The sequence below is a fragment of the Tenebrionibacter intestinalis genome (assembly GCF_016632365.1).
GTDB classification, from domain to species: Bacteria; Pseudomonadota; Gammaproteobacteria; order Enterobacterales; family Enterobacteriaceae; genus Tenebrionibacter; species Tenebrionibacter intestinalis.
Genome location: NZ_JAEPBH010000020.1, coordinates 26,175 through 40,128 on the forward strand (window position 1 = coordinate 26,175; position 13,954 = coordinate 40,128).

The 13,954-nt window shown below is 56.3% G+C and carries 12 protein-coding genes; 6 read left to right on the forward strand and 6 right to left on the reverse strand.

The window, feature by feature from the left end:
- The first annotated feature begins 88 nt into the window (after window positions 1-88).
- Window positions 89-1,162, forward strand: coding sequence for an AI-2E family transporter (locus tag JJB97_RS09145; protein ID WP_238713717.1), 1,074 nt, complete (start codon window positions 89-91; stop codon window positions 1,160-1,162).
- Window positions 1,163-1,358: 196 nt separating this feature from the next.
- On the opposite strand, the gene bcp is transcribed toward JJB97_RS09145, so the two are convergent.
- Both bcp and JJB97_RS09155 read right to left on the reverse strand, forming a co-directional pair.
- Entirely contained in the window at window positions 1,359-1,832 is a 474-nt protein-coding gene (gene bcp, locus JJB97_RS09150; protein ID WP_238713718.1) for a thioredoxin-dependent thiol peroxidase, read from the reverse strand.
- Window positions 1,833-1,847: 15 nt separating this feature from the next.
- The gene (locus JJB97_RS09155; protein ID WP_238713719.1) at window positions 1,848-2,414 is read right to left on the reverse strand and encodes a glycine cleavage system transcriptional repressor; all 567 of its coding nucleotides are present in this window, start codon (window positions 2,412-2,414) and stop codon (window positions 1,848-1,850) included.
- Window positions 2,415-2,561: 147 nt separating this feature from the next.
- Between JJB97_RS09155 and dapA the strand changes: the two genes are divergently transcribed.
- From dapA to JJB97_RS09180, 5 genes are all read left to right on the forward strand, one after another.
- The gene (gene dapA, locus JJB97_RS09160) at window positions 2,562-3,440 is read left to right on the forward strand and encodes a 4-hydroxy-tetrahydrodipicolinate synthase (protein ID WP_238713720.1); all 879 of its coding nucleotides are present in this window, start codon (window positions 2,562-2,564) and stop codon (window positions 3,438-3,440) included.
- 16 nt (window positions 3,441-3,456) lie between these two features.
- Window positions 3,457-4,485, forward strand: a complete 1,029-nt coding sequence (bamC, locus tag JJB97_RS09165) for an outer membrane protein assembly factor BamC (RefSeq protein WP_238713721.1) — start codon at window positions 3,457-3,459, stop codon at window positions 4,483-4,485.
- A 233-nt stretch (window positions 4,486-4,718) separates the two neighbouring features.
- On the forward strand, window positions 4,719-5,432 hold the full coding sequence (purC, locus tag JJB97_RS09170) for a phosphoribosylaminoimidazolesuccinocarboxamide synthase (protein WP_238713722.1): 714 nt from the start codon (window positions 4,719-4,721) through the stop codon (window positions 5,430-5,432).
- A 192-nt stretch (window positions 5,433-5,624) separates the two neighbouring features.
- Window positions 5,625-6,497, forward strand: a complete 873-nt coding sequence (gene ypfJ, locus JJB97_RS09175; protein ID WP_238713723.1) for a KPN_02809 family neutral zinc metallopeptidase — start codon at window positions 5,625-5,627, stop codon at window positions 6,495-6,497.
- Between the two features lie 3 nt (window positions 6,498-6,500).
- Window positions 6,501-8,531 (forward strand): tRNA(Met) cytidine acetyltransferase TmcA, encoded by a 2,031-nt coding sequence (locus JJB97_RS09180; protein ID WP_238713724.1) that lies wholly within the window; start codon window positions 6,501-6,503, stop codon window positions 8,529-8,531.
- Window positions 8,532-8,613: 82 nt separating this feature from the next.
- Here the strand turns inward: JJB97_RS09180 and JJB97_RS09185 are convergent, their stop codons facing one another.
- From JJB97_RS09185 to acrD, 4 genes are all read right to left on the reverse strand, one after another.
- The gene (locus tag JJB97_RS09185) at window positions 8,614-8,805 is read right to left on the reverse strand and encodes a YpfN family protein (RefSeq protein WP_238713725.1); all 192 of its coding nucleotides are present in this window, start codon (window positions 8,803-8,805) and stop codon (window positions 8,614-8,616) included.
- Between the two features lie 27 nt (window positions 8,806-8,832).
- Window positions 8,833-9,960: a succinyl-diaminopimelate desuccinylase gene (gene dapE / locus JJB97_RS09190; RefSeq protein ID WP_238713726.1), complete on the reverse strand. Its 1,128-nt coding sequence runs from the start codon at window positions 9,958-9,960 to the stop codon at window positions 8,833-8,835.
- 2 nt (window positions 9,961-9,962) lie between these two features.
- A complete protein-coding gene (locus JJB97_RS09195) occupies window positions 9,963-10,319 on the reverse strand; it encodes an ArsC family reductase (RefSeq protein ID WP_238713727.1) in 357 nt (118 codons plus the stop codon).
- A gap of 508 nt (window positions 10,320-10,827) precedes the next feature.
- The gene (gene acrD / locus JJB97_RS09200; protein WP_238713728.1) at window positions 10,828-13,944 is read right to left on the reverse strand and encodes a multidrug efflux RND transporter permease AcrD; all 3,117 of its coding nucleotides are present in this window, start codon (window positions 13,942-13,944) and stop codon (window positions 10,828-10,830) included.
- Window positions 13,945-13,954 lie beyond the last annotated feature (10 nt).

Consider the following 13,954-nt stretch of genomic DNA (forward strand, 5'->3'; position numbering starts at 1 on the left):
GCGCAATAAAAAACGAAGTCTTTACTGTGACATTTCGATACAATTCGTCGCCGTATATAACTGATGAAGTAGGCTGGGAAAGAAAACTATGCTTGAGATGTTGTTACAGTGGTATCGCCGCCGCTTCAGCGACCCGGAAGCCATCGCGCTGTTGGTTATTCTGGCGGCGGGATTCTGTATTCTGTTTTTTTTCTCTGGTCTGCTGGCGCCGCTGCTGGTGGCGCTGGTGCTGGCCTACCTGCTGGAATGGCCTACGGCGCGACTTGAGCGCGTCGGCTGCTCGCGAAGCTGGGCCGCCAGCATTGTGCTGGTGATGTTTGTCGGTATTTTGCTGCTGTTGGCGTTTGTCGTTGCGCCGGTCGCCTGGCAGCAGGGAATATATCTTGTTCGTGATATGCCGGGCATGTTCAACCGTTTGGCTGAGTTTGCCGCTGCGCTGCCGCGCCGCTATCCGGCGCTGGTGGATGCGGGCATCATTGACGCGATGGCGGAAAATGCGCGCGCGCGGATGACGACGATGGGGGAGTCGGTGGTGAAATATTCCGTCGCTTCGCTGGTTGGTTTACTGACGCTGGCTATTTATCTGGTTCTGGTGCCGCTCATGGTTTTCTTTCTGGTGAAAGATAAAGAGCAGATGCTTAATGCCGTGCGCCGGGTCCTGCCCCGCAACCGCGGGTTGGCCGGGCAGGTATGGGCTGAAATGAATCAGCAGATAACCAACTATATTCGCGGCAAAGCGCTGGAGATGGTGATTGTCGGCGTTGCGACCTATATCGGATTTTTGATTTCCGGGCTTAATTATTCACTGCTGCTGGCGGTGCTGGTCGGATTCTCGGTACTTATCCCCTATATTGGCGCCTTTATGGTGACTTTGCCGGTCATTGGCGTGGCGCTGTTTCAGTTTGGTCTCGGCACAGATTTCTGGACGTGTTTTATTATTTATCTCGTTATTCAGGCGCTGGATGGCAACCTGCTGGTGCCGGTGCTGTTTTCCGAGGCCGTGAATTTACATCCGCTGGTTATCATCCTTGCGGTCGTTATCTTTGGCGGCCTGTGGGGTTTTTGGGGCGTGTTTTTCGCGATTCCGCTGGCGACGCTGATTAAAGCCGTAGCGCGCGCCTGGCCAGACAGCCCGCCACAGATACAAACGCCCCTGACCTGAAGCCGTTTTCGGGCAGCGTCCGTATGGCCGCCGGTGGCTGGCAGGAGATTAAAGCCGGATTAGCGCGATGATAAAGGGGGCAAAAACGCGCTTTGCCCCCTTTGTGGGTACCAGCCGTAAGGCAGCGGCCTGATGTTCCTGCTGTTTGGCCGTTGTCCGCCAACAGACTTAGCCTGCGCTTTACCGCATCAGAAAATCAGCTTGTATGTTGCTTAAGCCAGTCGAGAACAATTTCATGGTGATTACTGGTTTTGAAATCATCAAAGACATGTTCAATAACGCCTTCGCCGTTAATCAGAAAACTGATGCGGTGAATACCGTCATAGGTTTTGCCCATAAATGTTTTTTCGCCCCAGATACCGAATTGTTCACATACCCGGTGATCTTCATCTGAAAGAAGTGTGAAATCGAGCAACTCCTTTTCAGCGAAGCGGGAAAGTTTTTCCGGCTTGTCGGTGCTGATACCCAGAACTTCCACGCCGTAGCGCTTTAACTGGTCTTTGCTGTCGCGCAAGCCGCAGGCCTGAACGGTGCATCCAGGCGTCATGGCTTTGGGGTAAAAATAGACCAGTACACGCTGTCCCTGGAAGTCGGATAAATTGACCTGTTCGCCATCCTGATCGGGCAGACTAAATTTGGGTGCGATGTCGCCGGCTTTCAGTGGACTCATCACTACTCTCCATCTTTATTCATCTTGCATTGGATAATTCACCACGCTAATAGTGCCTTGCGCATTCAGTTCTGTACACAAGTCTTTGAATGCTTGCTCAATATTTGTGGCATCATTTTGCGCAGGGCTGTGCGCCGCTATCTGAATGTACAGCTCAGAGGCGTGTGTTTTTTCACGCCCGCTTGCCGGCTGCGTGCGAGAAATCAGCTCGGCAATGTTCATTTCGTGTTTATCGAATAAATCGGTGAAGCGTTCAATCAGGTGCGGTGAATCGGGAACCTGCACCTGCACGCGCACGGTGGTGGGCATGTCGAGGCGTGGATGTGAATTAGTGCGCTTCATCACAATGAGTAAGTCCAGCTCGGCGCCTTTGAGCGGCAGCGTGGATTCAATAAGAGTAATGGCGTTCCAGGTGCCAGACAACAGCATAATGAAGGTGAATTCGTCGCCCAGCATGGCCAGGCGGCTGTCTTCAATATTGCAGCCGCAGCTACTGACGTGGCGGGTAATGGTATTTACGATCCCCGGGCGATCGGCGCCCAGCGCGGTAATGACCAGATAATGTTGAGATGAGTCAGCCAAACCAGAACTTCCTGTGGAACGATAGAGTAATTATAAGGAAAGCATAAAAAAATCTCGTATACAACCGCACAGATCCCGTTGGCCCGCTTGCTTTTGAGGCGGCACCAAACGTACCATTAAACCACTTGTAAGCACAGAGGATGGTCCATGTTCACGGGAAGTATTGTCGCGCTGATTACGCCGATGGATGAGAAGGGCAATGTCTGTCGGTCAGACCTTAAAAAACTGATTGATTATCACGTCGAAAATGGAACGTCGGCGATTGTATCGGTAGGCACCACGGGCGAGTCTGCGACGCTGAGCCACGATGAGCACGGCGATGTTGTTATGATGACGCTGGAGCTGGCCGATGGCCGTATTCCCGTTATTGCCGGAACCGGCGCTAACGCTACGTCTGAAGCCATCTCCTTAACTCAGCGTTTTAACGACAGCGGCGTTGCCGGCTGTCTTACGGTCGTACCTTACTACAACCGCCCTACGCAGGAAGGACTGTATCAGCATTTTAAAGCGATAGCTGAGAGCACCAGTCTGGCGCAGATTCTGTATAATGTGCCGTCCCGCACTGGCTGCGATTTGTTGCCTGAGACCGTAGGCCGCCTTGCGCAGATAAAAAATATTGTCGGTATTAAAGAAGCGACCGGGGATTTAAGCCGCGTTAATCAGATTAAAGAGCGGGTCGCTGACGACTTTGCGCTGCTGAGCGGCAACGACGACAGCGCGCTGGATTTTATCCAGCTTGGCGGCAACGGCGTTATTTCTGTTACGGCAAACGTAGCGGCGCGCGATATGGCACGCATGTGCGCGCTGGCGGCAGCGGGAGACTTTGCCGCTGCGCGCAAGATAAACCAGCGTTTGATGCCGCTGCATGACGGTTTATTTGTTGAACCCAACCCTATTGCGGTGAAATGGGCCTGTAAGGCGTTGGGACTTGTGGCGACCGATACGCTTCGCCTGCCAATGACGCCGCTGACCGATGCCGGTCGCCCGGTTGTTACCCATGCGCTCAAGCACGCCGGTTTGCTATAAAGTTTAGGGAGATTGAATGACTTACCCAGTACAGAAGTCAACGGTAGCAAAAGTGGTGAGCGTATCGCTCGTTATGTTGCTTGCCGCCTGTAGTTCCGACTCGCGCTATAAGCGCCAGGTGAGCGGCGATGAATCCTATCTGAAAGCTGCGCCGCTGGCGGAGCTTCATGCGCCGTCCGGCATGATTCTGCCGATTGAAAACGGGCAATATAATGTTCCCGTCACTAACGGCAGCGGCGCAGTCGGCAAGCAGCTTGATATTCGCCCGCCGTCGCAGCCGCTGGCGTTGGTCAGCGGCGCGCGGACTCAGTTTACCGGCGATACGGCGACCATGCTGATGGAAAGCGGACGTAGCGGCGCGCTGTGGCCGCAGGTGGTTTCTGTGATGCAGGCGCAGGATTTCCCCATTGCCAAACGCGATGATGCAAACCAGAGTCTGAGCACCGACTGGGTGCAGTGGAATCGCGCGGATGAAGACGCGCAATATCGCGGCCGCTATCAGGTGAGCGTGCAACAGCAGGGCTATCAGCAGGCTATTATCGTTAAGCTGTTGGGGCTGGAGCAGGGCGGCAAAGCCGTTGCCGACGCGGCCTCACTTCAGCGCTACAGCGCGCAGATGCTAAACGCCATCGGCCGCGGCCTTAATAAAGACATGAGCGCCAGCAAAGGTAAAGGAAGCGTGGGGGCTTCTGTTGATGTTCAGAGCGGCGCGGATGAAACCGGTTTGCCGATGCTGGTGGTGCGCGCGCCGTTTAACGAGGTGTGGACGCGTTTGCCGAATGTGCTGGCGAAAGCGGGCATGAAAATGACCGACAGCACGCGTTCACAGGGCAGCATGGCGGTGACATATGACGCGCTTTCCGGGAGCGGCTGGCGGGCGCTGGGCGCGGCTGATCCGAAACTGCCTGATGGCAAATACACGCTACAGGTCGGCGACCTTGATAATCGCAGCAGCCTGCAGTTTATCGATCCGAAAGGCCATACGCTAACCCAGTCGCAAAATGATGCGCTGGTAGCGGTATTCCAGGCCGCATTCAACAAGTAATTTCCGGGGCCGACGTGAGTCGGCCTGAGACTGCCGACAAACCCCATCCTGTCGCAGACAGGATGGATGAAATGCAATAAAAAATAAAGAAAATCAATCCGTTGATTTTCGCCTGCTTACCACAAAGAAGGAAAANTCTTCTTTGTCAACAATCTGGGGCCGACGTGAGTCGGCCTTGTTCATTCGTGTTAAACCGGGCCGCGCAGGCGGTCATGACACCTGGAGTAATCAAGATGCAAAAGCAAGCTGAGTTGTATCGCGGCAAAGCGAAAACCGTCTACAGTACGGAGAATCCCGATCTGTTGGTGCTCGAATTCCGTAATGATACGTCAGCAGGTGACGGTGCGCGCATCGAGCAGTTCGAACGTAAAGGAGAGGTGAACAATAAGTTCAACCATTTCATTATGACCCGGCTGGCCGAAGCAGGTATCCCGACGCAGCTCGAAGCGCTGCTTTCCGATACAGAGTCGCTGGTGAAAAAACTCGATATGGTGCCGGTAGAATGCGTTATTCGCAACCGCGCCGCCGGGTCGCTGGTAAAGCGTCTGGGTGTGGAAGAGGGGGTTGAGCTTAACCCGCCGTTGTTTGATCTGTTTTTGAAAAACGACGCCATGCATGACCCGATGATCAACGACTCTTACTGCGAAACCTTTGGCTGGGTGAGTCAGCAGAATCTGGCGCGTATGAAGGCGCTGACTTACAAAGCCAACGAGGTGTTGAAAAAACTGTTTGATGATGCCGGCCTTATACTTGTTGATTTCAAGCTGGAGTTTGGGCTTTTTAAAGGCGAAGTGGTGCTGGGCGATGAGTTTTCCCCGGATGGCGCGCGTCTGTGGGATAAAGCCACGCTGAACAAAATGGATAAAGATCGCTTCCGCCAGAGCCTGGGCGGGGTGATTGAAGCGTATGAAGAGGTTGCCCGCCGTCTTGGCGTTAATCTGGACTGATCGCGCAATCGTTTACGTCGCTGGCCGGCGCCTCGCTTCGGGGCGTCGGCCTTTTATATTGTTGACGTAGCTTGTTCTGTAGAGGAAATTTTCCGCCGCCTTGCGAATTTTCAGGACTCTTTTAGGTGGTAATCCTGTGCGGAACCTCCTACGATCTCAGTAATTATCGTAACCCTAAAAAGGAAGCAGGCTATGCGTTGGCAAGGGCGTCGCGAAAGCGACAATGTTGAAGATCGTCGTGGTGATTCTCAGGGTGGATTTCCTCGCGGCGGCGGCGGGTTTCGGCTGCCGGGCGGTAAAGGGGGGATCATCGTTCTACTGGTGGTGCTGGTCGCAGGTTATTATGGCTACGATCTTACGCCGCTGTTGAGCGGCGATAGCCAGTCGCTGACGCAGCAAAGCCAACAGAGCATCAGCCCTGATGACGAGCAGGCGGCAAAATTTACTAAAGTAATTCTCGCCACTACAGAAGATACCTGGACGCATAAATTTCAGGAAATGGGCAAAACCTATCAGAACCCAAAGCTGGTCATGTATCGTGGCGTTACCCGTACCGGTTGCGGCACGGGTCAGTCCGTTATGGGGCCGTTCTACTGCCCGGCGGACAGCACTATCTATATCGATCTTTCATTTTTTGATGAAATGAAAAACAAGCTCGGCGCGGAAGGCGATTTTGCGCAGGGCTATGTGATTGCTCATGAGGTGGGCCACCATGTACAGCGCCTGCTTGGTATTGAGCCGCGCGTGCGTCAGATGCAGCAGAATGCTTCTCAGGCTCAGGTTAATCAGCTCTCGGTGCGTATGGAGCTGCAGGCCGATTGCTTTGCCGGCGTCTGGGGTAAGGACATGGATAAACAAAATGTGCTTGAAGTGGGCGATCTTCAGGAAGCGCTAAATGCTGCTGAAGCTATCGGTGACGATCGTCTCCAGCAACAAAGCCAGGGGCGCGTGGTGCCGGACAGCTTTACGCACGGCTCTTCCGAACAGCGTTATACCTGGTTTAAACGCGGCTTTGACAGCGGCGATCCGAAACAGTGCGACACCTTCGGTAACGGTAGACTCTAACGCATGTCGCTGGAGGCGCTGGATCGCCTGAGGTCGCGCCAGGCGCTGCAGGGGATTCGGCGTTTGCTGGTAATTAGCGGCGCGCCCGGCTGGTGTGAAGCGCGCGCTACTGAACTCAGTGAACGTTATGATGGGGACTGGTTATGGGTCAGCCCCCAGCCGCGCGACGGACGTTACTGCGCGCCCGGCGCGCTGCGCCGTCTGCTTGGGCGTGAGTTTATGCATGCGGTGTTTGATGCCCGTCAGGGGCTGGATGCCGAAGCGCTCGCCGCGCTTGCCGGAACGCTAAAGGCAGGCAGTTGGCTGGTGCTTTTAACGCCCGACTGGCGCGCGTGGCCTGTTAAACCCGATGCCGACAGCATACGCTGGAGCGATACGCCGCAGCCCATCCCCACGCCTGTGTTTATTCGCCATCTTCGCAACTGCATAGAAGCTGACGCCCATACGCTGCTCTGGCGGCAGGGCGAAGCGCTGCGGGCGGCGGACGATGACAGACCACACTGGCAGGCGGCAAGCGGTGCGCCGCTTGCCGGCCAGAGGGCTATTCTGGCGAACCTACGGCGGATGACTACCGGCGTGGCGGTGGTGACGGCGCCGCGAGGGCGCGGCAAATCCGCGCTGGCGGGGATGCTGGTTCATAGCTGGCCGGGCGCGGTTATCATTACTGCGCCCGCCAGAGCGGCAACCGATGTGCTCAGCCAACATGCCCTCGGGCGCGGCTTTTTTATAGCGCCTGATGCGCTGCTGCAGGCGCTGGAGGAAGGCACTGCGCCGCACGGCGACTGGCTTATTATTGACGAAGCCGCTGCGCTACCTGCTCCACAGCTACGCCGTCTGATAGCGCATTACCCGCGCGTGCTGATGACTACAACCGTACAGGGGTATGAAGGTACGGGACGCGGTTTTATGCTGAAGTTTTGCGCGTCGGTGCCGGGGCTGCGGCATTATTCTCTCACTACGCCAGTGCGCTGGGCCGCGGGTTGCCCGCTGGAGCGTATCATCGATGAGATGATGCTGTTTAATGATGTGTTGCCGGAACCGGGGCGCGTAGCGTTTCAGATAAAAGACGCGCCGGTTGAGAACCTCTGGCGCAGTGCGCCCGCGCTGGCGAAACAGGTTTATTTGTTGCTCTCTGGCGCGCACTACCGTACTTCGCCGCTTGACCTGCGCCGCATGATGGATGCGCCCGGCCAGCGTTTTGTCACTGTGCGTGGCGATAGCGCCGCCGCCGCCGCCTGGCTGGTGGAAGAGGGCGGTTTGCCGCCCCTGCTCAGTTTTAGCGTCTGGGCCGGGTTGCGCCGCCCGCGGGGCAACCTGGTTGCGCAGTCTCTGGCGGCGCACGGCGCTTCGCCGTTTGCCGCCATGTTGAAGGGGCTTCGCGTGAGCCGTATAGCCGTTCATCCCCGGCTTCAGCGACAGGGATACGGTTCCTGCCTGTTGGCAGGTTTGTCAGCGCATGCCAGGGGCTACGACTATCTGTCCGTTAGCTTTGGCTATACCGAAGAACTGTGGCGCTTCTGGCAGCGAGCGGGGTTTCAACTGGTGCGTTTTGGCACGCATCGCGAAGCAAGCAGCGGCTGTTACGCGGCGATGGCGCTGCGGCCACTAACGCCTGCGGGCGAAACGCTGGTACGTCTTCAGCGTGAACGGCTTATGCGGGATGTCCGCTGGCTGGAGCGCGAAGTAGACGAGAAGATCCCGGTTAACGCTGCGCAAGCGTCTACGCTTAATAAAAGAGACTGGTGGGAGCTGGCCGGGTTCGCATTTACCCATCGCCCGCCGCAGGCGAGCCTCGCCAGCCTGCAGCGGCTGTTGCTTAATGTGCGCCTGCCGCTACCGGCGCTGCGCGCGTGGCTGGAGCAGCGCCAGTGTGTTACGCAGATTTGCGCTACGCTCGGGCTGACGGGGCAAAAGGCGCTGCGGGCGGCGTGGCGGCGGGAAACCGCACAGGCGCTGCGTGCGTTAAACGGGACGCGCGCTGATGCCCTGATGAAGTTGCTCAGCAGGGTTAAAAAGTTTCAGCCGCAATTTTAATCCAGCCGTTGTGATTGGCCTGCAAATAAAAATACCCGCCGGTTTGAACGGGCTGACATAATTTCAGGCATGGGCTTAAGCCCTACGGCTTCTTTTTCGGCCAGTCGTCTTCATCGTCCCACTTATCATTGAAGTCGCGATGCGGCGGCAGTTTAGGCCGGTTATTCAGGTACTTTTTCGGATCGACGCGCTTTAAATCCTTAATGACGTTAATAAAGATACCGACCAGGAGCACCAGAACCAATATCCACCAGTATTTCGCCAGCCATTCCATGCGATAACCTCTCTGTAAGGGCGGCCGTCAGGCGACCAGTTGCTCCATAATACGTTGATACATGCGCGCCAGAAGCTGCAAATCGGCGGCGTTGACACATTCATTAATCTTATGAATGGTTGCGTTGACCGGACCAAGCTCCACCACCTGCGCCCCCATGCGGGCAATGAAACGCCCATCGGAGGTACCGCCAGTGGTCAGTAGCTGCGGCTTAATTTCATTATAGTGCTCAACTGCGTTTGTTACCGCATCCACCAGCCTGCCGCGAGCGGTGAGAAAGGGCTGGCCGGACAGCCACCAGTCAACGGTATAGCGCATCTGGTGGCGTTCAAGCAGTTCAATGACGCGTTGCCTGATGCTGGTATCCGTTGACTCGGTGCTAAAGCGGAAGTTGAACTGGATGTGAAGTTCCCCCGGAATCACATTATTGCTGCCGGTACCGGCCTGTATATTAGCTATTTGCATACTGGTCGGGGGGAAATACTGATTGCCGTTATCCCACTTAATACTCACCAGTTCGTTGAGCATTGGCGCTGCGCGGTGTACCGGGTTATCAGCCAGATGCGGGTATGCCACGTGGCCCTGCACTCCGTGGATAGTCAGGTTGCAGGTCATGGAGCCGCGGCGGCCGTTTTTAACTACGTCGCCGACGACTTCAGTACTGGACGGTTCGCCCACCAGGCAGTAATCAAGGCGCTCGTTGCGCGCCATCAGGGCTTCAACCACCTTCACCGTGCCGTTTTTCGCGCTGGCCTCTTCGTCAGAGGTTATCAAAAACGCCAGCCTGCCCCGGTGGTGCGGATGCTGAGCGACAAAACGCTCGGCAGCTACGACCATTGCCGCAAGCGATCCTTTCATGTCGGCCGCGCCGCGGCCAAACAGCATGCCGTCGCGGATAGTGGGTTCAAACGGCGGGTTAATCCAACGATCGGCGTCGCCAGGCGGTACGACATCGGTATGGCCTGCAAAGGCCAGCGTTTCGCCTTCGCCGCGCCATGCCCAGAAATTCTGCGTGTCGCCAAAATCCATAGGTTCAATATTAAAGCCGATAGCGCGCAGACGCTCAATAAGCAATGCCTGACAGCCTGCATCATCGGGGCTGAGCGAAGGGCGGCGGATAAGCTGTTGAGTAAGCTCAATAACCGGGCAGGACATACTTAAACCTCACTAAAATACTGCTGGTAGCCGCTGTCGCTAAAACCCAGCAGCATGGGCCTGCCGGGCGCGCAGAGCAATGGGCGCTTGATAATGGACGGCATCTCCAGCATCAGGGCCGTTGCCGCAGCAGGGCCGTCAACCGCGCTGCGTCGTGCCTCATCAAGCCTGCGCCACGTGGTGCCGCGGGTGTTCAGCAGCGCCTCCCAGCCCAGCCCAGCAATAAATTCTGCCAGCATTGCCTGGTTCAGGCCGTCAACGCGGTAGTCGTGGAAGCGGTGGTCGATACCGCGTTCATCCAGCCAGCGCCGGGCTTTTTTCACGGTATCGCAGTTTTTAATGCCGTACAGGGTGATCATACTGTATTTATCCTTTACGCCTGGCGACATGACGCCTGTCTGACGCCGGTAGCGGGTGTTTTCTGACGCGACAATATACCTGACCGGGCTGGCGAATGCTTAATGATTACGCCTTGCGGCGCCGGAATGCGTGAATTTTCAACAAAAATCGTAAACTTTACGAATCCATGCCTGAACGCTGCTAATAATGAGAGTCTCAGGCTGTGTCCCTTAATCCTCATGATGCTGACGCTGAGCGAAAAATCCGCTGGCAAGGCGCAGGGCAGAGTAGCCATCTTTTTCATCTAATACCGCACCGTTTAGCTTCTGTCATCGTGCTGCTGGCGATATACTCCTCCTGCGATTATCAAAGAGGCCGTTATGATTGAAGCTGAACTGGGGTACTGGAAAACGTTTATCGAACTGATGCTGGCTAAACCGTAACGTCCGTTTTAAGAAACGATGCGCTGATACGGCGTCTTAGCGCTAAAAAAGCGCCCGCCCGGTCTCGTTAGTGTACGACAAGCGCTTAATCCGGCGCGGTTTCCCGCATTGGGAAGCGGCGGCGAACCAGCACAAAAAATAGCGGCACAAAAAATATGGCGAGTACGGTTGCAAAAATCATACCTCCCATGACGCCGGTGCCTACCGCGTGCTGGCTGCCGGACCCCGCGCCGCTGCTGATTGTCATGGGCAGCACGCCGAAAATAAACGCCAGCGAGGTCATCAGAATAGGCCGCAGGCGCTGGCGGCATGCTTCAAGCGTGGCAGCGAGAAGATCTTTACCGCTGGCGTTAAGCGCGTTGGCAAACTCAACGATAAGTATCGCATTTTTGGCCGACAATCCGATAACCGTCAACAGCCCGACCTGGAAATAAACGTCGTTTTCCAGCCCGCGCAGCCAGGTTGCGAGCAGTGCGCCGACGACCCCGAGCGGCACCACCAGCATAACCGAGAAGGGTATTGACCAGCTTTCATACAGCGCGGCCAGACACAGAAACACAACCAGCAGCGATACCGCATACAGTGCGGGCGCCTGCGCGCCGGACAGACGCTCCTGGTATGACATGCCCGTCCATTCCAGCCCAAAGCCGCCCGGTAGCTGCTTGACCAGGTTTTCCATGATGCTCATGGCCGTACCGGTGCTGACGCCGGGCGCCGCCTCGCCAACAATCGACAGCGAGGAGTAGCCGTTATAGCGCTCAAGGCGCGGCGAGCCGGTTATCCAGCGCGAGGTGGCGAAGGTGGAGAAGGGCACCATCTCGCCGTTGCTGTTACGCACATACCAGGCGTTAATATCCTCTGGCAGCATGCGGAATTCCGCCGCCGACTGCACATAGACTTTTTTGACGCGCCCACGATCCATAAAGTCGTTTACATAGCTTGAGCCCCAGGCGGTTTGCAGCGTATTGTTTATATCATCAATGGAAATCCCCATTGCCTGCGCCTTGCGTTGATCGATATCAATTTGCAGTTGTGGGCTGTCGTCAAGGCCGTTGTGGCGCACGCGCGTTAGGTTCGGATTGCTCTGCGCGAGCGTCAGAAGCCGGTCGCGGGCTTCCATCAGCGCATCATGGCCCAGGCCTGCGTGATCTTCAAGCGCCATATTGAATCCGGCGGCATTGCCAAGACCGCTGATGGCCGGCGGGCTGCTGGCAAAGACGCGCGCCTGCCTGATTTCGCTGAATGCGCGGGTGGCCCGCTCGATGATGGCGAACGACGTGCCCGTACGGGCATTGCGTTCGTCCCAGTCTTTGAGGCGCACAAACATACGCGCCACGTTCTGGCCGTTGCCGCCAGGCCCGGAGCCGATGGTGGCAAAGACTGAGCGCACGTTGTCTTTCTCCTGGGTCAGATAGTACTGTTCAATGCGCTCCACCACTTTCAGCGTTTGTTGCTGAGTGGATCCAGGCGGTAGCTGGACTGACGTTGTGAATACGCCCCTGTCTTCCTGGGGCAGGAACGAGGTGGGCAGGCGTAGAAACAGAAATACCATACCGCCGAGCAGCAGAACGTAGACTACCAGCCAGCGCAGGGAGCGGCGCAGGATTTTGCCAACGCTGTTTTCATAGCGCTGCGCGTAACGGTTAAACCCGCGGTTAAACGCGCCGAAGAAACCGCGCTGGCCGTGATGCTCGCCTTTTTTGAGCGGCCTGAGAAGCGTAGCGCACAGCGCGGGCGTAAGGATGAGCGCAACCAGCACAGAGAGCACCATTGATGAAACAATCGTAATAGAGAACTGGCGGTAAATGGCGCCGGTGGTGCCGCCGAAAAACGCCATCGGTACGAACACCGCCGACAGCACCATCGTAATGCCGACCAGCGCTCCCTGAATTTGCCCCATTGATTTGCGCGTGGCGGCGCGCGGCGACAGGCCTTCTTCGCTCATAATACGCTCGACGTTTTCTACGACGACAATGGCGTCATCCACCAGCAGGCCGATGGCCAGCACCATCGCGAACATTGTCAGCGTGTTAATGCTGTATCCACACAGCCACAGCACGGCAAAGGTGCCAAGCAGAACAACCGGTACCGCAATAGTAGGAATGAGCGTCGCGCGGAAATTTTGCAAAAACAGGTACATCACGGCGAAGACCAGCACCACTGCTTCGAGCAGCGTTTTGACGACGTCGATGATAGAGGCCTTTACAAAAGACGATGTTTCATAGGCAATGCGATATTCCAGCCCGTGCGGGAAATATTGCGACAATTCCTTAAGGCGGGTCAGCGCCTGTTTTGCCGTTTCCATCTCATTGGCGCCTGAGGCAAGCTTGATGCCAAGCCCGGAGGCGGCCATGCCGTTATAGCGGCTGAGATAGTCATATTTTTCCGCGCCCAACTCCACCTGCGCTACGTCGTTTAGCGTTACCAGCGAGCCGTCGCGATTTACGCGCAGCGTAATGGCGCGAAACTGCTGCGGCGTTTCCAGCAATGACTGGGCGTTGACCGTAGCGTTAAGCGCCTGCAGGGCTACAGATGGCGTACCGCCGAGCTGGCCTACCGCGACCTGGCTGTTTTGCGATTTAATGGCGTTTATCACGTCCTGCGTAGTGAGCTGGTAAGCCGCGAGTTTATTAGGATCAAGCCAGATGCGCATGGAATATTGGGTGCCGTAGGCGTCCACGTCGCCCACGCCGTTGACGCGGCTCATGGGATCCTGGATGTTGCTGGCGACATAGTCTGCAATATCCTGTTTATCCATGCTGCCATCGGTAGAGACGAAGGCGATCATCAGAATGTTGGTATCGCCGGTTTTGCGTACCGTTACGCCCTGATTTTGTACCGCCTGCGGCAGTTTGCGCATAGCGGACTGAAGCTGGTTTTGCACCTGCTGGACGGCTTCATCCGGGTCGCTGCCTGCTTTGAAACTGAGTGTGACGGAAGCCTGCCCGGTGTTGCTGCTCTGGGAGGACATATACATCAGGTTATCGAGACCGGTCATGTTCTGTTCGATAACCTGAGTGACGGTATTTTCCAGCGTTTGCGCCGAGGCGCCGGGGTAGCTGGCGCTAATGCGCACGTTCGGCGGCGCAAGATCCGGGTACTGCTCAACGGAGAGCGAAAAAATGGCCAGCGTGCCCGTCAGGCACAAAAGAATTGCTAATACCCAGGCGAAAATAGGACGATTAATAAAAAAATTCGCCATGCAGTAAAAA